Below are 21,145 nucleotides of genomic sequence, written 5' to 3'. Positions count from 1 at the left end.
CACTCGCGAAACTCCGAAAGTCCGAGTTTGCTCTGTTTTTTCTGCTTTTCTTGACGCTTATCTTAATATTTTCTTCTTGTACATCTATTATCTCTTGGGTTCCCTAAGTAGAATAGAGAATTCCATTCGAATTTATTATACCAAATGAAACGAGATGTCTTCGGCCGTTCGATTGTGGGCTGCTAATGAGAGCCGTTGTGTACAGCTGCCATGGATCTGCGAAATGCTCCAAAAAACCTTGGACGCGGGATGCTACGTCCTACTTAAAACAAGGCAAAACGCTTAGTAATTCCACAGCATTTGGGAGTACAACCTATTTCGCCGACGCGAGTATTCGTCATTGGATGACTAAATAAAGTTTTACAACCAAAGATGCATGCACGGCAATTTAAAACGAATAGCCCCTTATGCTTTAGCGAGTGGTTCATGACTTTACCTGAGTGCAAGGCATTTTAATGAAAAGCGTAAGTTAGAGCAAAACTGCCAACGCACGAGTTTAAGCGTAAAAGTCTTCAGTATTAAAGGCTAGCCGGTTGTACTTTCTTTTTTATTCAGCGGAGTGCAAAGCTCTTATAGAATTACCAGATATATGCGAATCCCTAATTCTTGCTCATAAGTTCAATTTTTACTTATCAAAATACTAATCCAAGAAACAAGTAAGAATACAAAATCAGACGCGTCCCCAATCCGTCCCCAACTCAAACATTCACTTATTCCAAACCCCACCATTCCAGCAATGCCACACTCTCCACATGTACCGTATGCGGGAACATATCCACGGGCTGTACTTCCACTGTTTTATAACCGCCATCCTCCAGTATCCTTAAATCCCGCGCCAGTGTGCTTGGATTACAGGATACATACACCACACGCTCTGGCTTCATCTCCAGAATGGTGTCGAGCAGGCGTGGATCACAGCCCTTACGGGGCGGATCGACGACGATAACGTCGGCGGTGATGCCTTGCTCTTTCCATGCAGGAATGACGTCCTCGGACGCGCCTACCTCAAATTTCACATTGCGCATTTCGTTCAACAGCGCATTACTTCGTGCATCGTCGATGGCTTCTTTGACGATCTCCACCCCATACACCTGGTCCGCATGCTGAGCGAGAAACAAAGAGATCGTGCCGATGCCGCAATACGCATCAATTACCGTTTCTTTGCCCGTGAGCCCGGCATATTCGACGGTTTTGCCATACAGCACTTCTGTTTGTACGGGATTCACCTGATAAAAGGATCTTGCGGAAATCGCAAACTGTACGTTTCCAATGTAGTCGTAGATCACATCACGTCCCCACAGTACACGAGTCTCGTCGCCAAAAATAACGTTCGTTCGCTTCGTATTCACGTTCTGGCATATGCTTGCCACGTGTGGGATATGCTCACGGATACTGCCGATCCACGCATCTGCATGCGGAATATCTCGCCCATTCGTCACGAGCACCAGCATCATTTCACCCGTGCGAAAAGCAGTCTTTACAACGACATGGCGCAGCAGCCCGCGTCCGGTTTCTTCATTATATGCACTGATGCCCAGCATTCGGCCAATCTCTTTCACACGTGCGACAACTTCGTCATTACGCTCATCCTGAATGAGACAGGTGTTCATATCCACAATTCGATGGCTGCCACGTGCATAGAAACCGCCGACAAGCCCACCCTCGGTGACACCAATCGGCACCTGGGCTTTGTTGCGGTATCGCCAAGGCTCACTCATACCGAGTGTAGGATGCACGACTACGCCATGTACACGCGACATGCTATCAGCATTTCCATCCGCATTCATGGCCGAATCAGAAATCGTGACTGTATCGGCCTCACCATTTGTATCCGCAGAAGCAGCCAAAACCTGTGCAGTATGCTCACTGGGCTCTGTAGCCACACTCAGCTTCCCGATACGCTCCAGCACGTCCACGACATGCTGTCGCTTCCAGCTAAGCTGCGCTTCGTAGCTCATATGCTGGATCTGGCAGCCACCGCATTGATCGTAGATGGCGCACGGAGCTGCAATCCGGTCAGGGCTAGCCTGCGCAATATCCAGCAGCTTGGCATACCCATACTGCTTTTTCGTTTTTAACACCTTTACTCGAACCTTTTCACCCGGTAACGCACCTGGAACGAACAGCGTAAAACCCTCGACACGTCCTACACCCTCGCCATCGTGGTTCATGCCGATGATGTCTATCACGGCCTCATCGTTCTTTTGCACAGGCAGATCGGTACGCTCTGCACTGGATCGGATATGATTGGAAGCTTCCTGACTCCGCCCACCTCTGGAAGAGCGACGAGAATCTTGTCCGTTCTTTCTCTTCTTCCGATTCGAATCATTCATATTTTCATTCGCATTTCCATTTTTATGTTTGATTTCAGCTTGAAGCAGCCCATTTCCAGCTCTAACCCGAGACTGCTCCGGTTCTCTCTCTCTTGTCGCCTTCATAGTCTTTTTGTGCTGGTTTCCTTGAACAGGAGTTGCTGATGCTGCATTCCGGCGGCTTTTTCCACGTCCGCTACGGTTATTCGTCATGATTGTCACTTCTTTCTGATCTTCTTTTTATGCAATATTTTCTTTCGGACGTCTATTTTGAACGGTTATCTAAACATACAAATATCAACTCGAAAATGCCGTTACTCCCCTCGGAGAACGGCAAGAACCAATATGTTCACAAAAAACAACTACCTATTCTGCATTCCGTATACTATATTGCGGTTTCGCCCGGAAACAGAAGAATTCCCCACTTATTTCTCACCGGAAAACATTCAAATGATGAGGTAAATTCCGGAAAGTCGCTGGCAAAGTGCCCCCCAGTTCGCCATCCAGATTAAGCTGGACATAGCCGGGTGAAGTCACTTCCATGTAATCTGTTTTGAAATAAACAATCTTCTTGTCCTGCAAATGCTCACCACGCAGCGCAAGTGTTACCAATCGGATCATTTCCGCCAGATTGCATTTCCGTACAGCGATGACGTCGAGCAGTCCATCATCTATTGTCGCCCCAGGAGCAAGCTTTTCAAACCCGCCCACCGAATTCGTATTCGCAATCAGGAAGAGCATAAACTCGTCGTGAATCACTTCCTGACCCGATGCCTTGATGATCAGCTCCTGTGGAGCAAGGCTGACCATCTTCTCCATACCTTTAAAATAATATGCCAACTGGCCAATCATCGTTTTTAGCTTGCTCGGAACTTCATACGTAAGCTCGGTTAAAGTCCCCCCGCCTGCAATGTTGATAAAGTAGCGGTCGTTCGCTTTTCCGATATCCAGCGGCTTCGGATTTTGACGAATAACGAGGTCGCAATAATCCTCCCAGTGCTTGGGGATGCCCAGTGCTCTGGCGAAATCATTCGTCGTCCCCAGAGGAAACACACCTAGGGGCGGGCGGTTTTCTCTTTCAGCCATTCCGTTAATGACCTCATACAATGTACCGTCCCCACCAGCGGCGATAATCATGTCATACCCACGCTCAATGGCCTCTATTGCGGCACGCGTTGCGTCCCCTTCACCCGTAGTTGCATGGCAAGAGGCTTCAATACCCCCTTCATCTAGGCGCTGCAAAACATCCGCAAGACGACGCTTCATTTCCTCACGCCCAGAGGTCGGATTATAGATTAATCTAGCTCTTTTCATTCCGTTACGCCACCCGTATATTTAATGATATTTATATTCACATAGCAGTTCATCACATTCAGTCTGTACAAAATATCATCATACTGGAAAAAGACCTCTTTTACAATAAAAGAAGCCAGACTTTGCCCAAATAAGGAAATTTAAGGCTAAGATGACGCTATAGCCGAACCAGACTATCTATGACTTGACCTTGCTTGCTTCTGCACACTTTGCAATAATTCACGAATTTGTCTATCCATCCAGCTTGTGAGCAAAGGATGCGGTAATAAAGGGTCTCCTGAATAACGGTATTCGAGTCCCTGCAAGCGTTTAGGAATCATACGACTTGTAAAATATCCCGAACTCAAAAATAGCGGTGCCACAATAACATCATGACCCCGCTCCTGATTCCAATACGCTGCCTTGTCGTACACACTCTCGGGATTTAGCAAAGCGTGGTCCGTGATGATACCGCTAACGCTTTGCACCGTACGGGCCAACGAAGAAATCCCCTGCTCCCAGCGCTGAAAAAAGCCGTTGTGCACACTGCCGTGACCTACGAGTAAAATAACCTCTCTCGCAGGGTCGGCTGATAGCGGGCGAACCTTGTCCCACACCATGCGGGCAACATCTTCTCCGTCATCCAGCGGGCTGCCAAAATGCACTTGCGCCTTCAGTTGAAACGGCTCCAAATCTGTTTCTTTGTCCGGCGCATCTTTGACACCCAGCGCATAGCTAATCTCATCTACATGCGTACTGCCTGATGACACAAACAAAGGTATAACCAATATATCTGTTACACCCAAGGCTTCCAGACGGTCAATACCATTTTGAATCAATCTTCCTTTAACCGTTTCCAAAAATGAAACCTCTATCGGCATTTCTTCCGACAAATGAAGCTTCGCAACTGCCTGATCCACCTGTTCCACCCAATATGGCTCCCTAGAGCCATGGCTGATTACCAGTATCCCAGGGCTCCGCATTAGCGTCCCAGACGTTCCAGAGTCATTTTATACCCATCATTACCATAGTTCAGACAACGTTTAACACGTGAAATGGTAGCTGTACTGGCCCCCGTCTCTGCTTCAATCTGATTATATGTGCTGCCTTTGCCTAGCATACGGGCAACCTCTAGACGTTGGGAGAGGGATTGAATTTCATTAATCGTGCACAGATCATCAAAAAATACATAGCACTCTTCCAAATTTTTAAGAGTTAAAATAGCTTCGAACAATTGATCAATACTTTTATCATTAAGCTTTTTAAGCTGCATGGATTATCATCTCCCAAGGTTACGATCTCTCCTCATTGTACCCGAGGAATAGTCGGTTTTTCAAGCATTAACGGTTTCACGCATTACAGAACAACATTACATGACCATAGAAACGTACCGTACGAATGCCCAAATCCGCTTTTATACCTGATTTCGGGACACGCGCCTAAACCCACTGTGCGTTTGCAACATACAGTAGAGTATCAACCTGCAAAGGAATGTGATCTCATGCCTGGACACTACTATCATCGGAGGCCGCTACAGCGTTCCCTTTCCGATCCGTATAGTTCATCTCCTTATCCCGGACTCGATCCATATAACGAGGTTCCGCAAGCCGGTTCTTCCGGGCTGGTTCCTTACGAGGCGCCAGCGAGTATTACGGATTCTGCCGTGGTCACACCAGACCCGGTTCCAGCCAAAGGAGGACTGCTTGGGGGTCTTGGCAACCTCGGTAATCTCAACGAAATCAAAGGCTTCATTGACCGTATGGGTGGCATTGATGGAATTGTTGCTACGGTCGGCAAGGTGCAAAAGGTTATGTCTAGTGTGCAGCAATTTGCTCCAATGGCGAAGCTGATTATGGGCTCGCTCCCAGCATTCGGCAAATCCGCGAGCAAAAATTCTGCCACAGATATCACCGAGGAATTGGATGAATACACACCACCACGCCCACGCCGGAAAAAGACGCAGCGCAAAAGCACCACTACCCCGCGTAGACGTCCGCGCAAGCGCAAAAGAAAGTAGATTATACTATTTGAACCAGCCTCGGCGCATAAACCAGACCACCATTGCAACACTCAACAAAAACATGAAGAACAGTACGCCAAAATATCCATATTTCCAGCCCAACTCGGGCATATTCGAAAAATTCATACCATAGATTCCTGCAATCAGCGTCAAGGGCATAAAAACGGTCGTAATTACGGTCAGCGTCTTCATAATTGAATTCATGCGATTGGAATTGAGCGATATATAACTGTCCCTCAGGTCGGCTGTCATCTCGCGGTCGGCCTCCAGCATGTCTGTCAGCTTCAATAAATGATCATATATATCGGTAAAATAAGCCATATGATCTCCTTGGCCCTGCACATGCTGCGAATTCAAAACTCGGTACATTAGATCACGCATGGGTACGATGGTACGGCGCAGCTTGAGCAGCCTGCCACGCAGGTCAAACACCTGCTTCATTAATTCCTCTACGGATTCGCGACCGCCCAAGCCCTCCAGCTCGGCCAATTCATCCTCAATCATAAAAAGGCTCGGAAAATAGTTATCTACCAGCTTGTCCATCACCGTATAGGCTGCAGACAGCGGTCCTCGAGACCATATTTTGCGTTCATTCGCATGCTGGACAATCCGCTCCCAGGCTTGATCCAGCTCCTCCAACTCACGATGGTGATATGTAACCAAAAAACGACTGCTAATAAACATATCCACTTCTTCCGCAGCTAACGTATCTACATCAAGCGCATGCACGACCAGAAACTGCACATCCTCGTAATAATCCAATTTGGGACGTTGCAGAACATGCATACAATCCTCCACAGCCAATGGGTGAAAATGAAAATAACTCGTCAGCAGCTCCGTCTCGCGATCTGTAGGCTCGCTAAAATCTACCCACATCCATATATAATCCTCCATGACGATCTGATCCAGTGGTTTTCCCACTGTTACCTGATGATCATGACCTATAGCCAATGTACGTATCACCGTACGTCCCCCTCGCTTACACTTCCGTCTGATATGTTATTTATATTTTATATAAGCCAATTAACATTATACAAATCTCAAGTTCTAAATTCCTTTTAATAAAGAAAAGGATATCTCCGGGCCAACATGCCTCCCAAGATATCCTTATAAAATAATCAATTCATTATAAATTAAATCTTTTTTACAAATCCTGTGCTTGTCGCTTCATATCCTAATCGACGATAAAAATGATGAGCATCCTGTCGCTCACTTCGATTACCACTGTTCAAAGCAATGGCAACCAACCCGTTCTCTTTAGCCCAAGCTTCCGCTTCCTCATTTAACGCCTTGCCGATGCCTTTATTACGATGTTTTGAATCCATCACAAAAACGACGATACGCGCGTAATCTTCATTTCTTTCATAAAAGATATCAGCATGTAGTCCAACCATCCCAACGACTTCCCCTTCATCTTCAGCCACCAGAGTATGGTAGTTAGGGTCAGAAGCGATACGATCATATCTCATCTTCATATCTTCTACAGTCGTAGGATAACCAAGCTCCTCCATCAGATAAGCCAAAGCCCGAATATCCTCATGATGAGCAGTCCTTATCTTCAAAGCAAGCCCTCCACTTATGAAAATAAACATCAAAAATGAAAAATCACTCGCGCCCTCTTCCCCTGCACCCACTCATTCAAAAGTGAGGCCGGCTCTTTGCACGAAAAGGGGCTACTCAGCGAGCAGTAGCGTAGCGGTCCATTTGAATCTGTAGAAGCGGCAGCGTTCGCCTTTGCCTCTGAATTTTCACCTAATAAGGTCTTATATAATCCAAAAATTCAGGGGCAACAGCGATCGAAAGATCAAATGGATCGCGGAGCGTCTTACAACGAGATCCCCGCCTACAAACACAAACCCTGCCTCACTTTTAATCCTCTTACAATACCTTCTCCAAGAAACTAATGGTCCGCTCATTTTTCGGATTACCAAATACCTCTTGTGGCGTTCCTTCTTCTACGATGTAACCACCGTCCATAAACACAACACGGTCGCTTACTTCGCGTGCAAAACCCATCTCATGCGTTACGATCATCATCGTCATGCCTTCACGCGCCAGATCTTTCATTACGCCGAGCACTTCGCCCACCATTTCAGGATCGAGCGCCGAGGTAGGCTCGTCAAACAGCATAATGTCTGGGTTCATTGCCAGCGCACGTGCAATCGCCACACGCTGCTTCTGACCGCCGGAAAGCTGTCCTGGCAATGCATCTGCCTTATCGACCAAACCTACACGATCCAGCAGCTTCATAGCCGTTTCCCGGGCCTCTGCCTTGGACTGTTTGCCCAGTTCAGTCGGCGCGAACATAATGTTCTTGAGCACGGTCATATGCGGAAACAGATTGAAATGTTGAAATACCATACCTATATTTTCACGGACTTTGTTAATGTCCACGTTTTTGTCACTCAAGTTGTAGTCATCGACAATGACCTCACCTGCTGTAATTTCTTCAAGCATGTTCATACAACGCAAAAACGTACTTTTCCCCGAACCAGACGGGCCAATGACACACACAACTTCGCCTTCACGTACTTGCATGTCGATGCCCTTTAGCACTTGATTACTACCATAGCTTTTTTTCAGGTTTTTAACGATAATTTTACCCACGGCGAACTCTCCCTTCAAGACGGTTGGAAATTTTGGTCAGGACTGTAATGACGATAAGATACATCACCGCTACTACCAGCCAAATATCAAAGGATTGGAATGTCCGCGCAATAATGATCTTACCCGATTGGGTCAACTCGACCAGACCGATAACAGACAAAATGGACGTATCCTTCAACGTAATAACCAACTGATTGATAAACGACGGGATCATGATTTTCACAGCTTGTGGCAAAATGATTTTAAGCATAGCCGTCCGATAGGGTAGACCAAGCGAACGAGCTGCTTCCATTTGTCCCGGATCAATGGACTGAATACCACCACGGATAATCTCAGTTACATACGCACCCGCATTCAGGGATAACGTCAGTACAGCCGCAACAAAAAGCGGCATTTTGAAATCCAGTGCCTGTGGAATACCAAAGTAAATAAAGAAAGCAAGCACGATCAGCGGAATACCGCGGAATATATCGACGAATACAGTTGCAATACCACGGAACACCTTGTTATGGCTTACTTTCATAAAGCCAAACACCAATCCTAGGATAAAGGCTACGAGTAAAGATACAAGTGTGTACAGCAACGTATTTCCCATGCCCTTAATCAGCGAAGGCAGCGAAGCGGAAATCAGTCCCCAGCGGCTGGTCTCTACAGGCGCCACACCTTTGCCCGATTCGCCAAGGTATTTAGCCAAAATTTTATCGTATTCCCCGCTATTGCGCAGATTAACAAGCCCTGCATTAAATTTCTCCAGCAACTCCTGGTTCTTGCCTTGGTTAACAGCAAACCCGTAAGAAGCACCTTTTTCCTTATCTGTTACCAGCTTAAGGCCGTTATTTTGGTTTACACCGTATGCCAGTACCGGATAGTCATCAAAGCAGGCAACCGAATTACCTGTTTTGACTTCATCATACATTTGAGAAGAATCATCGAACGGTACTGTAGTAAAGCCGTATTTGGCCTTAATCGATTCTGCGAATGTGTAACCTTCCGTTCCTGTTTTGACAGCGACACGCTGTCCTTTCAAGTCCTCATAGCGTTTAACCGTATCATTATCCTTGCGGACCGCCATGACGACGCCTGAATCAAAATAAGGCTCGGAAAAATCAAATTTCCGCTTACGTTCATCGGTAATACTCATCCCGGCAATGACACCATCCACTTGATTCGTTTCAAGGGCCTGCACTGCCGCGTTAAAGCCAAGAGGCTTAATGGTATATTCAAAATTCTGATCCTTGGCAATAGCTGCCAGCAAATCCATGTCGATTCCGACAAATTTACCATTGACATCTTCAAACTCAAAAGGCGCGAACGTTGTATCCGTGCCGATATCATACTTTGTTTTATTTTCTGCATGTGCCACTACACCGAAATTACCGGACAGGGCAACCAAGAAAAACAAACAAATCATGAGTGCTATTAGTTTTCTAGATTTTTGCATAATTTCCTCCAGTCAGTTGAACGGTTCAAAGTTTTCTGTTTATTTTACAGGAGTTATTAAAAATTGACTACTTTGATGTCAGCTATTTTTGAAAAATGTTTCATGGAACTATCTGGAGGTGTGAACTTTGAAGAAGCCGTTTTGCCCCAGAATGCCAATAAGCCCCTGCCGCAAAAAGCGGACGGAAGCTTATTGTGTATTCTATAGTGTGTACCTATTTTTCAAGAAATAATAATGAACTAGAAAAGAATTTTGAAAATCAATCCAGATAACAGCGCAGCAATCGGTATCGTTATAACCCAAGTAATAATAATTCGACCGGCCAGCGACCAACGCACAGCTGAAAAACGCTTTGCAGAACCCACACCCAAAATAGCCGAAGTAATGGCATGAGTGGTACTTACGGGCAAATGAAGCAATGTAGCTGTGAAAATAACAGAGGCTCCCGAAATGTCGGCTGCGAATCCGTTAATTGGCTCGATTTTAAAAATCTTGGTTCCCATCGTCTTGATGATTTTCCAGCCCCCGATAGATGTACCCAGCGCCATGGCTGTTGCGGCTGAAATTTTTACCCACATGGGTACTTCCAAATGGTCCTGATACCCCGCCGAAACGAGTGCGAATGTAATAATCCCCATCGCCTTTTGAGCATCATTCGTACCATGCGTGAACGACTGAATCGCTGCCGTAATGACCTGCATTGTACGAAACCCTTTGTTCACCGTATGCGGACTACGACGAGCGAAGATGTATTTTAAAATCATCATCACGATGTAACCGACAACAAAAGCAATCAACGGGGAGAAAATAAGTCCTTCGACAATCCCGATGAAGCCGCTCCAGTTCAATTTATCCGATCCCGCACCTACATACACCGCTCCAGCCAATGCACCAATTAGTGCATGAGAAGAGGATGAAGGAATACCGAACCACCAGGTTAAGAGGTTCCAGATAATCGCAGCGATCAGCGTCGCAATGACGATATCAATTCCATTCGTAAGCTTGGTTGGATCAGCGACACTTCCACCAATCGTCTTCGCAACGCCTGTAAACAATATTGCCCCGAGAAAATTCATGACCGCAGCCATAATAATCGCACGTCGCGGGGTCAATGCACGGGTCGATACCGAAGTTGCAATCGCGTTCGCCGTATCATGAAAACCATTAATAAAATCAAACGCCAGAGCAAGAAAAATAACAATACCCAATACCAGTAAACTTGTATCCATGTAAAAGGACTCCCTTACGAGTTACGCATAATGATGGATTCCAGCATATTTGCAACATCCTCGCATGAATCCGTTGTCGTTTCAAGGCGTTCGTACAATTCTTTGCGTTTAATCAGTTCAATAGGGTCAGTTACAGTTGCAAACAGGTTTTTGATGCAAATACGCAATAATTCATCCCCCTGATTTTCCAAATCATTCAGGCGAATAGTGTATTCACGAATGGCCAGCAATTTTTTCTGTGAAAGCAAATGCACAGCTTTCTGAATTTCGTAAGCTGATTGACGCAAAATATCAGCGAACTGCACAATATACTCGTCCGGCTCCGTAATGTTGTACATATAAAAACGGGAAGCCGTCGCTTCAAGACCGTCCAGCACATCATCCATGGTTGTTGTCAGTTCCATGATGTCGTCGCGTTCCAACGGCGTAATGAAGGTCTTGTTCAGCTCAGTAATAATCGTGTGTGTGTAATCATCACACTTATTTTCATACTTCTTCATTTCATTTGTAAACAAAGTCACATCTTGAAGATTTGAAGTATGTTGGGCAAAATAATCGGCTGCTTGCACGATCGTATCTGCCATATTTTCCAACGTCTCGAAGAATATATCCTTTTTCTTCAATCTCATAACGATTACCCCTTTACGAAAATATCCGCAACCTGTTTCGACTGCAATAGACAACCTTTGCTATCTTATCACACTCATCAATGTTTTTGTAATGTTTGTAAAAGCAAATTTCATGATATACGTATACAATGCCCGACATAGAAGGTCATTATCCGACAATTTTTTCCTAAAAAGGTGTATTTCGTTTTCTAATTTTCTTCTATGGTTACATGTTCCTTTAGTGGTGTATCTGCAGGTACTACATGTATATAGGATGTACCTGGCGTTAACGGGATTTCAACCCCATTTTTCATAAAACGAATCGCATCGCCTGGTGTATGTTGCCACTCAGCCTGTATTAACTGTCCTTGTTGAAACACCATGGCCTCTCCGCTGTCGTCCAGCTCAACACTTAATCTGCCTACATCATCCAACGTTCGATGCCTAGTGCTCATCACAATGACATTGGCTGCTGAGAGCTGTTGGTTATTATTTTGATCCACATGTGACTTTTCGTTCACAAAACGCTTATATTGTTGATCCGCTGGATCATAGGTATAAGATACCCGATAGCTTTTAAGCAAAAACCGGATTTGTAAAGATGCTGCGCGCTCATCTACCATAACTGGGGTTTCACCGGATTTAAGGTAAGAATATACTGGAACGTCCGTATGCTTGGCATACCCTTTACTATCGCTTCCTTTGCGCAGTCTGTTCACGTCTGTGTATAAATTATGTGGAGGACGACGATCTTTGCTTCGCCAGAAGTAAGCCCCTCCATTTGAAATCTCATCCAGATGTTCCTTCCGCTGCTGCTGTAAAATCGCATAGGCATCTGTGCTTCCCCCTGCGTGTATAGGCAACGCACCATAGGTTTCGCCCAGCTCAATCAAATACGGTCGAATGCTACGGACCGGTCCAATCTTTACATCTCCGCCATGACTTTGGAAAAAAGCGACCAAACGGGTAATCCCGCCTTCTGCAAGAACTTCATATACCATGTCTGCCTGGCTAAGTCCTGCCTGTGGACGTGCAGCCGGAGCATTATTGATCATGACAGCGAGTGGTCGCTCCAAAACTGGCTGCTCCACCGGAAGACCGGTGAGCGGAGCTGTAAATGTTGGAATAGACTGCTCCTTCGGCGGTTTAAGTGCCTCCTTCTCTGTTTCTTGCTTGGGCAGTTGGGGAACGGATTCAGATTCACCCGTATTGGACATAGCAGAACAAGACATCAGCGTCATGCATAACAGAGCTGAGGCCATCACACGCAACCAATGATTTCGTTGGGAAATGGGCCCGGACAAGTTCATCCCTCCACTTAGTTATTTTTCTCATTATAAGCTTTATTTCCTGTTTTTGTCTTGATTGAAGCGTGACCAATCTATAGAATACTTATCTAAAGACATTAAAATTTAAAAAATATTTAGACTTTGTGATTTTTATCACAAATAACTGTAACTGAACCTACTACAATAAAGGTGTAGCAAAGATGATCATCCCCAACAAAATGAAATACAACCAACATTATAGATTAAGAAAGAGGAGTGGTTTGAATGTTTAACAGCTGGTTACGTGAAAACAAAGTGGCAATGTGGTTGCTGACTGTAGTACGGGTTTATCTAGGGTATGAATGGATGACCCACGGACTTGAAAAGCTGACAGGTGGATTCGATGCAGGCGGATTTATCTCGGGGGCCATTGCTAAAACAGGTGGAGAACATCCCGCTGTACAAGGCTGGTGGGGATCGTTCCTGGAAGCCTTTGCCCTGCCTAATGTAGGTTTGTTCAACGTCCTGATCCCATTGGGTGAGTTCTTGGTAGGGGTTGGCCTGCTTCTCGGTACATTGACTACACTGGCTGCTTTGATGGCTATGGTTATGAACTTCTCGTTCCTGTTCTCGGGTACAGTAAGCACCAATGCAATCTACCTGCTGTTTGAAATCTTCCTTGTAGTCGCTGGTGCAAATGCCGGAAGAATTGGCTTTGACCGTTGGGTACTGCCCTTCCTGCGTGGACTGTTTCGTAAAAATAAAGATACCTTTCCAGCTGACCCTAGCCGAAAAATAGCTTAAACATCCCAAAATAACCGTTATCCTCCGGGTAATGGTTATTTTTTTTGTGCTGTTATGCTCACAAGGGGTCTTTCAGCTCCTTCTAACTCGAACTCTTTTATCGGATTCATCATCCCCTCCAAACGTTTACAAGTTGGATACAACATGGAATGCTCACGATACATTTACCCTATACACTACAGTTACATCAAAGAACGTAATGGAGGGTTATATCATGAAAAAAATTACCAAAGCCTATCTCATGCTCGCAGCCGTAACTTTCACAGTGCAAACTATGGGATTGGGATATACGACATCAGCCAAAGCGGCGACGTCTACTATGACATCTCAGGCAGAAAGTGTACAACATATCTCCAAGACCTTCGAGCAGCTACTACGCCAACCCGGCAAGCTACCTCAGGCATTCACTTATTTGCAAAAGCATATTCAAACCATTCCAGCCTCTCAAGCTACCATCATGGTGCTTCATCTGGAAAATGCACAGAACCAGCAATTAGATTCCTATGCAAAGACCTTATACCCGGCCTCTGTTCAAACCAAAATAAATCAAATCTATAAACCCGGTGATTCGTTCACAAATGTAATCATCCGTTCAAGCGATGTGAACCTGAAAAAGTTGCTAACTCAAACAAGAGATGCCGGCTACAAACTTGAAACTGCAGAAGGCATGTACTACCCAGTCATCAACTATGAAAAATATAAAGTCTTCGGGAAGCACACCACGACAGATATCCGCAGCTATATTGACATCATGGCGATGGAATCCGGACAGGCGGCTACCAAGGATGCCGCGCTCCGTATCGGCTATCAACAGTTAGCCGGACGAGTGCTGGCACAGGAGGCATTTTTAAACCAATATCCTCATTCCAACCGTACACAAGCTATAAAAAAATTGCACGATCTGTACTTCTTCTATACTTTCTATGGCACGAACAATACGCCATTATTCGATTATGATACCGGAAAGATTCATCCGAATGCCAAAAAAGGGTATCAATTCGTCGTTCAACGTAATATGGATTCGAAGAGTACCTACATTCAAAAGCTGAAAGCATTTATGACACTATTGGATCAAAATGGAGATCAGCGTACTACGCAGGTATCCACTTGGCTAAAAAAGAACGTGCCTTCTAATTAATCGAAGACGCAAAATACACAAAAGAACTTCCATTCCCACACACCATGTGGATTCGGAAGTTCTTTTTTTACATTTACGTATCACTTTCTTGACCAAAAGCCCAACAATTGAGACTCAACGAGCCAAGGACATACGACTGAAAAAGCTTATGCGCAGAGCGCTCATGATCCGCAGCCCCCATCGCATAAAACAAAGGTGAAAAATGCTCTATTCCATAAGAAGGTACCGCCTGTTTGGCATATGGAGCCTTTTTGTCATATTGGAATAGGTGACGCAAATTCCAGTCTTGGAGCTGCTGTGCAATCCAGTCATCATATTGAACGGCCCAATCGGCTGGCTCACTCGTCTGCTTGAGTGTCCGCAAGTTGTGGACCAATCCACCGCTACCGATAATCAGAATTTCTTGTTTTCGCAACGGCGCCAGCATCCGCCCAATCTCGTATTGCTCCTGGGGAGCGCGCCGAGAATCAATGGATAAGGGTACGACCGGTATGTCCGCATCAGGGTATATATGCCGCAAAACCACCCATGCTCCATGATCCAGTCCCCGGTTCCGAACCGGCTGGTGGAACAGGTTATGCTGACTGAACAGATGCTCTATCTCCTCATACAGCTTTGGATCGCCTGGTGCAGGGTAATCGATTGAGTACATTTCTTCGGGAAAGCCATAGAAATCGTGCAACGCTGCATGCTGATCATCCGCGCCAATACATTGATCGGGGCTATCCCAATGCGCGGAAAAAATGACAATTCCTTTGGGTCGGGGCAGGCTCGCGCCCAGCTTTGCAAGAAAGCTGGTATATGCGTTATTTTCTACAGCCAGTGTCGGTGAACCATGCGCAACAAAAATTGAGGGTAATGTCATCGCTGCCAACCTCCACACGCCAGTATAGTGTTACTCTTCCATTTTACTCCGGCGGAGGCGCAATTTCCAATACAAAACGTTACACACTGAAATCAGATCATCCAGTGCTGCCAATCCCGTTGAATATTTTCCTGTTCATCCAGCCATTCAAGTGTTCGATCAATCAGCCGTTGACGCTCTTTACCTGACGAGAAAGTGTGATCTCCCTGGAAAATAATCTCTTTATCACAGCGTCCCTCTGGACGCATCCAGAATATCTTTTGAAACAGAAATGCATAATCCACAGGAATAATATCATCCGAGGTGCCATGAACAACGAGCACATCTCCGTTAAATTTAACGGCCTCCTGGAACGGCTGAAATTGAGCTAACGACTCAAAATAAGCAGGCGTAAACTTATAGCCCAAATAGTCGGCATGACCGGTTTTAACAGACTCATCGTACACGCTTCGCTCCGTAATTTTGACAATGTCGTTGAACGGATAGCCCACTGCGGACCAAAGAACCAGATTTTGTACTCTCTTGTCCCGTACGGCTGTGAGAAGGGCAACTGCGCCCCCCAGACTGTGACCGATCAGCGTCACCTTGGTCGGGTCAATGTCCGCGCAATTGACGGCGTAATCCAACACGGTACGTGTCTGATTAATCATGGACTCAAGCCCCTGCTTGCCGTATTCACCTGTGCTTTCCCCACAACCGGCAAAATCAAAGCGCAGGACAAAGTATCCCCCTTCGGCCAGTTCACGCGCAGTCTTGACGAATAATCGATCTACTCCGATACGATTGCCTACAAAACCGTGACATATAACAACGAGAGGAACCCTTTTCTGACGATCTCCCTCATTTATACGGTTTGGATAATGAATTGTTGCTGCCAGTTCTTCATGTTCAAAGCGAATTCCAATTTGCCGTTCCATCCTGATTCCCCCTGTTTCAAGCTTCACTACACATTTATGAATTCAAACTCATATAGTAACGTGGAATATCCATCCAGGATATTCATTCACTTTAATTCCGATAAGTTTAATAAGATTTTATAATAAAGTCAGTCTATCATCGCCCTGCTTCCTTGTCAACCTGTCAGTTCACATCGTTAAAAAAGTAAACAAATAGCGCTCCCCGATGCGATTCCGGAGAACGCTATACTACATTTATTAGAGTGAATCCACTACATTAAAGTAGACATTCATTATTCGTAGCTGTTCCTAAACATTTGGTGGGTCTCCGTTCGTCCCTCCCACTCCAGCTTACAAGAGGCGCCGTTATGTTCATCCTCATGCCACAGGCTGCGGTAGTTCTGTGCACCTAGTTCACCCGCAAATTCTGTATCCTCAGCCACTTCGATATCGTCCAGTATACGGTACGTTGGAGATGATCCTTGAACGCTCCGGTGACTCACATTTGTAGACGAGACCACCCCGCTATTCCCGTTCGAAGCGTTTGCCAGTCGTTTTTGGACTGAATAATCTGCCTGGTTCTCCAGTTTCATGATGCCACACCCTCTTAACGTTTATATTCAGGTTGCTCTATGTGCTCACCCTGTATCCAGTTTGAGGAGAATGCAGCGGTAATATACATTTTATAGATAAAGTCTTTTGCCATCCGACGCTTCCTCACGTATACTGTCTTTGTTACGAAATGGCGGTTCCATCAGCCCGGGATACGCTCATAAAGCAGGAGGAAGAAATGAATAAAGCAAAAAATTATACGCTTATTGCATGGATTGCCTTGTCTATGTTTTTCTTGACACAGGCAATTATCGGATGGTTTGTCACCTTTACAGGTGGGGATATCAAACCCTTTGAAAAAATCAGCCTATCCACCCTTATCATCATCGCCGCAGGAGCCATTCTACTCGTTGAAGCTTTGATGAATTTTATGGACCGTCCCGAAGAAGGCGAGGAGACACAACAGCCAGACCATGCCCCTGTAAAGCCCCAGATGAATCTTAAATCCATCTTGATGTATGTTGTGTTAGTTGTCGTGATTCTTGTCGCCGGACTGGCGCTGCGCAGTGTACTACCAGTATTCAGAATCTCACCCTGGGTGAATTTAATTCTCGCCGCCATCGGCTTTATTGGACTCAAACCGATTTTTCTGCGTAAAAAACGTTCATAGCCCGCAATTCTCATTATATGGAGCTGCCTCATTTTGGATCGCAGCAGCTCCTTTTCATTTTGATCAGGCAACCGACTTACAGCTGGGGTGTGCGCCAAAAAGCCGTATTCCTGGCCTGCAAGAAGCTGCATGGGGGAATACGGCTTGATATACTTTAGAACTTATTTGGAAAATAATTGTTCTGCATTATCCAGAGCAATTTTATGTCCCATCGCGGAATAGTCCAGCCAAGGTTGTCCGTCCAAGATGTAGACATGCCCTTGCTTCACCGCCTTGAGACCTTGCCATACTGTATTTCCTTCCAGCTGCTTGTATACCTTTTGGGCATCCGCGCCTTTACTAATGATAACAAGGATCGCATCAGCATCATAATCCGGTAAAACCTCTTGGGAAACAACCTGATAAGCCTTGTTGATCTTTTCTACACCTTTGGCTGGCTTCAAGCCCAAGTCCTGATACAAAAGCGGTCCTACCGGACGCTTCATCCCCATAACACGAACCTCTTTCGCCGTCACACGTACAGCCATAACCGTTCCGTCCCCAATTTTTGAATGAATCAGCTTTTTGACTCGTTCCTTCTGTGTATCATAATCTTTTAGAAATGCGTCTGCCTGTGCTTCATGTTTGACCATAACGGCTATTTTTTTTAATTGATCCTTCCATGTGCCTTCATCCAGATCAAAAACTTCGGTCGGCGCAATTTTTTCAAATTTGGCCACATCGGTTCCCGAATATTTTTTGTCCAAGAAAATATGATCAGGTTGAAGCTCCAGCACCGCTTCCATATCCGGGTCTGTGACAACACCTAGCTTACGGGTATTTTGAAGACGATCTTTTACATGGGGCAGAAAATCCTTCACATCTCCGCCAATGACCGAACCAGCCGGAGTAATGCCCAATGCCAGCAGGTTGTTCGTCAAATGAATAGACATCGAAGCAATACGCGAATCCGCACTAATGGTTGTCTGCGCATTGCCAGCCGCTTTCGGATCGGTAGCCTGCTTGTCGGCTACTTGTTCGCAAGCGGACAACATGATCATGCATACAACAAGAGTTGTGACTACCCATGAACGTTTAAAACCTGAACCCTCAAATTTGTGCTTTCTCATGATTACTCTCTCCTATGCTACAGAAACTCTACATTATAATGATCAATATAGAAGGCTTCTGCTTAGTTATTAATTTCAGCGGGTTGCATCATTTGCATCATATGATTTCATATGTACCTATTCCTTCTGTCATTTTGTTCGGGACAACAGGAATAAAAAGTACGGAGCTCCTACCACAGCAACCACCACACCTGCGGGAATCGCATTCGGCTGAAACACCGAACGCCCAATCGTGTCTGCGGTGACCAGAATAACGACCCCGACCAAACAGGCTACTGGCAGCAAATGCTGGTACATCGGCCCAACCAGACGGCGAGCCAGATGAGGCGCAATCAGCCCAATAAAACCGATGCCTCCGGCCATGGATACGCTGGCACTGGATAGAGCCACGGCTGCGCCCAGCAGTAATAGGCGCTGGCGCTTCACATTTGTGCCGATTCCAGCTGCGGTCTCATCGCCCAACGACAGATTGTTCAGACTGCGCGTCTGCGACAGAACGTAGGGCAGTACAATGACAATCCAAGGCAGCAAAGCCGCTGCATGTATCCAGTCCCGGCCCCAAACGCTGCCAGCCAACCAACGTGCAGTAAATGCGTACGTATCCTCATCTAGCCGCAACGACCAATACAGCGTTATGGCGCTAAGACCCGAGGCTACACCGATGCCGGACAAAATCAGACGCACGGGCACGATTCCTCTGCTGCGGCTATAGGACAACAAAACAATAAGCACGGCCGCAATGACACCTCCTGCAAAGGTAAACAAGGGGATCAGAACGGCGGCTGATCCGTCCAGATCGCGAAAAAAGCTAACGAACATTACCAGCCCCAACGCAGCCCCTGCGTGAAGTCCCAGAACTCCGGGATCAGCAAGTGCGTTCCGTGACAAGCCTTGCATGACCGCCCCGGCTGCGCCTAGTCCCGCTCCAGCCAGCACCGTTACAGCAATACGAGGCAGACGATACTCGAACAGAACAATATGATCACGTCCACTGCCACCGCCAAACAACGTATCCAGCACGCGTAGCGGTGGAATACGAATCGTTCCGGTATTCAAACCCAAAACAAGGACGGCAAAGCTGATCCCCGCCAATACCAAACAAACGAGCCAAGCCTTTTTCGTTCTGGTGTCCCCAATCCCTAAAGAGCGACTCACTATAAATCCCTCCTTTCCTTACGGGCGAGAAAGAGGAAAAAGGGTACTCCAATAAAAGACACCATAATTCCAATAGCTAGCTCCTCCGGCGGATTTGCCATTCTCGCTCCCAAATCTGCCAGCACCAGCAGCACGGCTCCCAATAATGCAGACAGCGGCACAATCTGACGATAATCCACACCGATTAGCTTGCGGGCGATATGTGGGATAACCAAACCTACAAAGCCGATGGCTCCGGCAGCCGATACAGAGAGTCCGGCCAGTACCACTACAGTCAGCAGACCCAAAAGCCGGATACGCCTGAGATTCAACCCAAGGTTTAACGCCACCTCCTCGCCCATCGAAATCAGCGAAATAGAACGTGCCTGCCCCATAGACCAGACGATCACAATAAGCAAAATCGGTGCAAGAATCTCAAGCTGCGACCATTTAATCCCGGCTACACCACCCGCATACCAGAAGGCTAAATCCTGACTTAGATCAAAATAAATCGCAATCCCCGAAGTCATGGAACCTAACAAGGCTGCCGTCACAGCTCCAGACACCGTCAATCTCATAGGTGTCAATCCTCCCGGTGCAGATGCTCCCAGACCAAATACTAGTAAGGTACTCATCAGCGCACCAAGGAACGACAATACAATTAACGTCCCATAAGGTAGATTGGGGAAAAAGGCAAAACTCACTGCAACTACAAACATCGCTCCTGCGTTAATGCCTAGCACACCTGTATCTCCCAGCGGGTTGCGTGTAATGCCCTGAATCAGAGAGCCTGCCACTGCCAGTGCAGCTCCAATGACAGCTGCACCGAGTACACGCGGCAATCTCAGCTCATGAATGATCTGATGTGTCATTAGCGAACGATCATAGTGAAATACTGCCGACCACACGGTGCTTACGGTCAAGTCCTTGGCTCCAAAAGAAATGGCGGCGAATATGGCCAAAGCCAACAATACAGCCGAAGCTGTGAACAACAACGCCTGCCGAATCCTACCCGCTCGAAGCACTGGACGTGCTGTTATGTCTACTTCAGGAACTGCCCTCTCTGTCAGAGCTGTATGTTTGTCCATGCTGTCTTTGGACTGCATTTGGTGAGGTCACTCCCTCCATACCTGAAAATCATCACGTCTCTTATAACGATAATGATAATTATTATCAACTTGATACATAATAGCATGTTT

Annotated in this window: 21 protein-coding genes; 4 read left to right on the top strand and 17 right to left on the bottom strand. The window is 46.2% G+C overall.

All coding sequences use genetic code 11. The features are described from left to right. Nucleotides 1-710: 710 nt before the first annotated feature. The 4 genes from rlmD to MHI21_RS04535 all read right to left on the bottom strand — a co-directional run bounded on the left by rlmD (nt 711) and on the right by MHI21_RS04535 (nt 4,878). Nucleotides 711-2,525: a 23S rRNA (uracil(1939)-C(5))-methyltransferase RlmD gene (rlmD, locus tag MHI21_RS04550; protein WP_342419521.1), complete on the bottom strand. Its 1,815-nt coding sequence runs from the start codon at nt 2,523-2,525 to the stop codon at nt 711-713. 219 nt (nt 2,526-2,744) lie between these two features. Continuing rightward, complete coding sequence (locus MHI21_RS04545) at nt 2,745-3,626, bottom strand: diacylglycerol kinase (RefSeq protein ID WP_013308843.1); 882 nt, start codon at nt 3,624-3,626, stop codon at nt 2,745-2,747. A gap of 173 nt (nt 3,627-3,799) precedes the next feature. Further along, nucleotides 3,800-4,588 carry a CbiX/SirB N-terminal domain-containing protein gene (locus tag MHI21_RS04540; RefSeq protein ID WP_342419520.1) on the bottom strand — a complete coding sequence of 263 codons (789 nt, stop codon included), beginning with the start codon at nt 4,586-4,588 and terminating at the stop codon, nt 3,800-3,802. Continuing rightward, a complete protein-coding gene (locus MHI21_RS04535; RefSeq protein ID WP_007428885.1) occupies nt 4,588-4,878 on the bottom strand; it encodes a YerC/YecD family TrpR-related protein in 291 nt (96 codons plus the stop codon). The genes MHI21_RS04540 and MHI21_RS04535 overlap by 1 nt, the downstream gene beginning before the upstream one ends. Nucleotides 4,879-5,106: 228 nt before the next feature. Here MHI21_RS04535 and MHI21_RS04530 point away from each other — a divergent pair, with 228 nt between their 5' ends. Beyond that, the gene (locus tag MHI21_RS04530; protein WP_061830840.1) at nt 5,107-5,622 is read left to right on the top strand and encodes a hypothetical protein; all 516 of its coding nucleotides are present in this window, start codon (nt 5,107-5,109) and stop codon (nt 5,620-5,622) included. 6 nt (nt 5,623-5,628) lie between these two features. Here the strand turns inward: MHI21_RS04530 and corA are convergent, their stop codons facing one another. The 7 genes from corA to MHI21_RS04495 all read right to left on the bottom strand — a co-directional run bounded on the left by corA (nt 5,629) and on the right by MHI21_RS04495 (nt 12,814). Beyond that, nucleotides 5,629-6,588 carry a magnesium/cobalt transporter CorA gene (gene corA, locus MHI21_RS04525; RefSeq protein ID WP_307354003.1) on the bottom strand — a complete coding sequence of 320 codons (960 nt, stop codon included), beginning with the start codon at nt 6,586-6,588 and terminating at the stop codon, nt 5,629-5,631. Between the two features lie 170 nt (nt 6,589-6,758). After that, entirely contained in the window at nt 6,759-7,187 is a 429-nt protein-coding gene (locus tag MHI21_RS04520; protein ID WP_342419519.1) for a GNAT family N-acetyltransferase, read from the bottom strand. A gap of 316 nt (nt 7,188-7,503) precedes the next feature. Further along, on the bottom strand, nt 7,504-8,232 hold the full coding sequence (locus MHI21_RS04515; protein WP_023987087.1) for an amino acid ABC transporter ATP-binding protein: 729 nt from the start codon (nt 8,230-8,232) through the stop codon (nt 7,504-7,506). Beyond that, nucleotides 8,225-9,673, bottom strand: coding sequence for an amino acid ABC transporter substrate-binding protein/permease (locus MHI21_RS04510; RefSeq protein WP_342419518.1), 1,449 nt, complete (start codon nt 9,671-9,673; stop codon nt 8,225-8,227). Before MHI21_RS04510 ends, MHI21_RS04515 begins: the two co-directional genes overlap by 8 nt. Nucleotides 9,674-9,912: 239 nt before the next feature. Continuing rightward, nucleotides 9,913-10,902, bottom strand: a complete 990-nt coding sequence (locus MHI21_RS04505) for an inorganic phosphate transporter (RefSeq protein WP_341162234.1) — start codon at nt 10,900-10,902, stop codon at nt 9,913-9,915. A gap of 14 nt (nt 10,903-10,916) precedes the next feature. After that, nucleotides 10,917-11,531, bottom strand: coding sequence for a DUF47 family protein (locus tag MHI21_RS04500; protein WP_007428879.1), 615 nt, complete (start codon nt 11,529-11,531; stop codon nt 10,917-10,919). Between the two features lie 188 nt (nt 11,532-11,719). Then, entirely contained in the window at nt 11,720-12,814 is a 1,095-nt protein-coding gene (locus MHI21_RS04495) for a DUF3048 domain-containing protein (RefSeq protein WP_342419517.1), read from the bottom strand. Nucleotides 12,815-13,063: 249 nt separating this feature from the next. Between MHI21_RS04495 and MHI21_RS04490 the strand changes: the two genes are divergently transcribed. Together MHI21_RS04490 and MHI21_RS04485 are read left to right on the top strand one after the other, a co-directional pair. Then, complete coding sequence (locus MHI21_RS04490; protein ID WP_071639588.1) at nt 13,064-13,582, top strand: DoxX family membrane protein; 519 nt, start codon at nt 13,064-13,066, stop codon at nt 13,580-13,582. Between the two features lie 214 nt (nt 13,583-13,796). Further along, entirely contained in the window at nt 13,797-14,720 is a 924-nt protein-coding gene (locus MHI21_RS04485; RefSeq protein ID WP_341057963.1) for a hypothetical protein, read from the top strand. A 73-nt stretch (nt 14,721-14,793) separates the two neighbouring features. On the opposite strand, the gene MHI21_RS04480 is transcribed toward MHI21_RS04485, so the two are convergent. The 3 genes from MHI21_RS04480 to MHI21_RS04470 all read right to left on the bottom strand — a co-directional run bounded on the left by MHI21_RS04480 (nt 14,794) and on the right by MHI21_RS04470 (nt 17,074). After that, the gene (locus MHI21_RS04480) at nt 14,794-15,585 is read right to left on the bottom strand and encodes a class III extradiol ring-cleavage dioxygenase (protein ID WP_342419516.1); all 792 of its coding nucleotides are present in this window, start codon (nt 15,583-15,585) and stop codon (nt 14,794-14,796) included. 92 nt (nt 15,586-15,677) lie between these two features. Beyond that, nucleotides 15,678-16,502 carry an alpha/beta fold hydrolase gene (locus MHI21_RS04475; RefSeq protein WP_342419515.1) on the bottom strand — a complete coding sequence of 275 codons (825 nt, stop codon included), beginning with the start codon at nt 16,500-16,502 and terminating at the stop codon, nt 15,678-15,680. Between the two features lie 272 nt (nt 16,503-16,774). Next, the gene (locus tag MHI21_RS04470; RefSeq protein ID WP_342419514.1) at nt 16,775-17,074 is read right to left on the bottom strand and encodes a hypothetical protein; all 300 of its coding nucleotides are present in this window, start codon (nt 17,072-17,074) and stop codon (nt 16,775-16,777) included. A gap of 197 nt (nt 17,075-17,271) precedes the next feature. Between MHI21_RS04470 and MHI21_RS04465 the strand changes: the two genes are divergently transcribed. Continuing rightward, nucleotides 17,272-17,703 (top strand): hypothetical protein, encoded by a 432-nt coding sequence (locus tag MHI21_RS04465; protein ID WP_013308831.1) that lies wholly within the window; start codon nt 17,272-17,274, stop codon nt 17,701-17,703. Nucleotides 17,704-17,864: 161 nt separating this feature from the next. On the opposite strand, the gene MHI21_RS04460 is transcribed toward MHI21_RS04465, so the two are convergent. From MHI21_RS04460 to MHI21_RS04450, 3 genes are all read right to left on the bottom strand, one after another. Further along, a complete protein-coding gene (locus MHI21_RS04460; protein WP_342419513.1) occupies nt 17,865-18,812 on the bottom strand; it encodes an ABC transporter substrate-binding protein in 948 nt (315 codons plus the stop codon). 129 nt (nt 18,813-18,941) lie between these two features. Then, a complete protein-coding gene (locus MHI21_RS04455) occupies nt 18,942-19,967 on the bottom strand; it encodes an iron ABC transporter permease (RefSeq protein ID WP_341162242.1) in 1,026 nt (341 codons plus the stop codon). Continuing rightward, complete coding sequence (locus MHI21_RS04450) at nt 19,967-21,052, bottom strand: iron ABC transporter permease (protein WP_342419512.1); 1,086 nt, start codon at nt 21,050-21,052, stop codon at nt 19,967-19,969. The genes MHI21_RS04455 and MHI21_RS04450 overlap by 1 nt, the downstream gene beginning before the upstream one ends. Nucleotides 21,053-21,145: the final 93 nt, after the last annotated feature.

The sequence above is a fragment of the Paenibacillus sp. FSL H8-0168 genome (assembly GCF_038592955.1).
GTDB lineage: Bacteria > Bacillota > Bacilli > Paenibacillales > Paenibacillaceae > Paenibacillus > Paenibacillus polymyxa_B.
The sequence above is the reverse complement of the archived record's forward strand: the minus strand, read 5'-3'. Positions and strand labels throughout refer to the sequence as shown.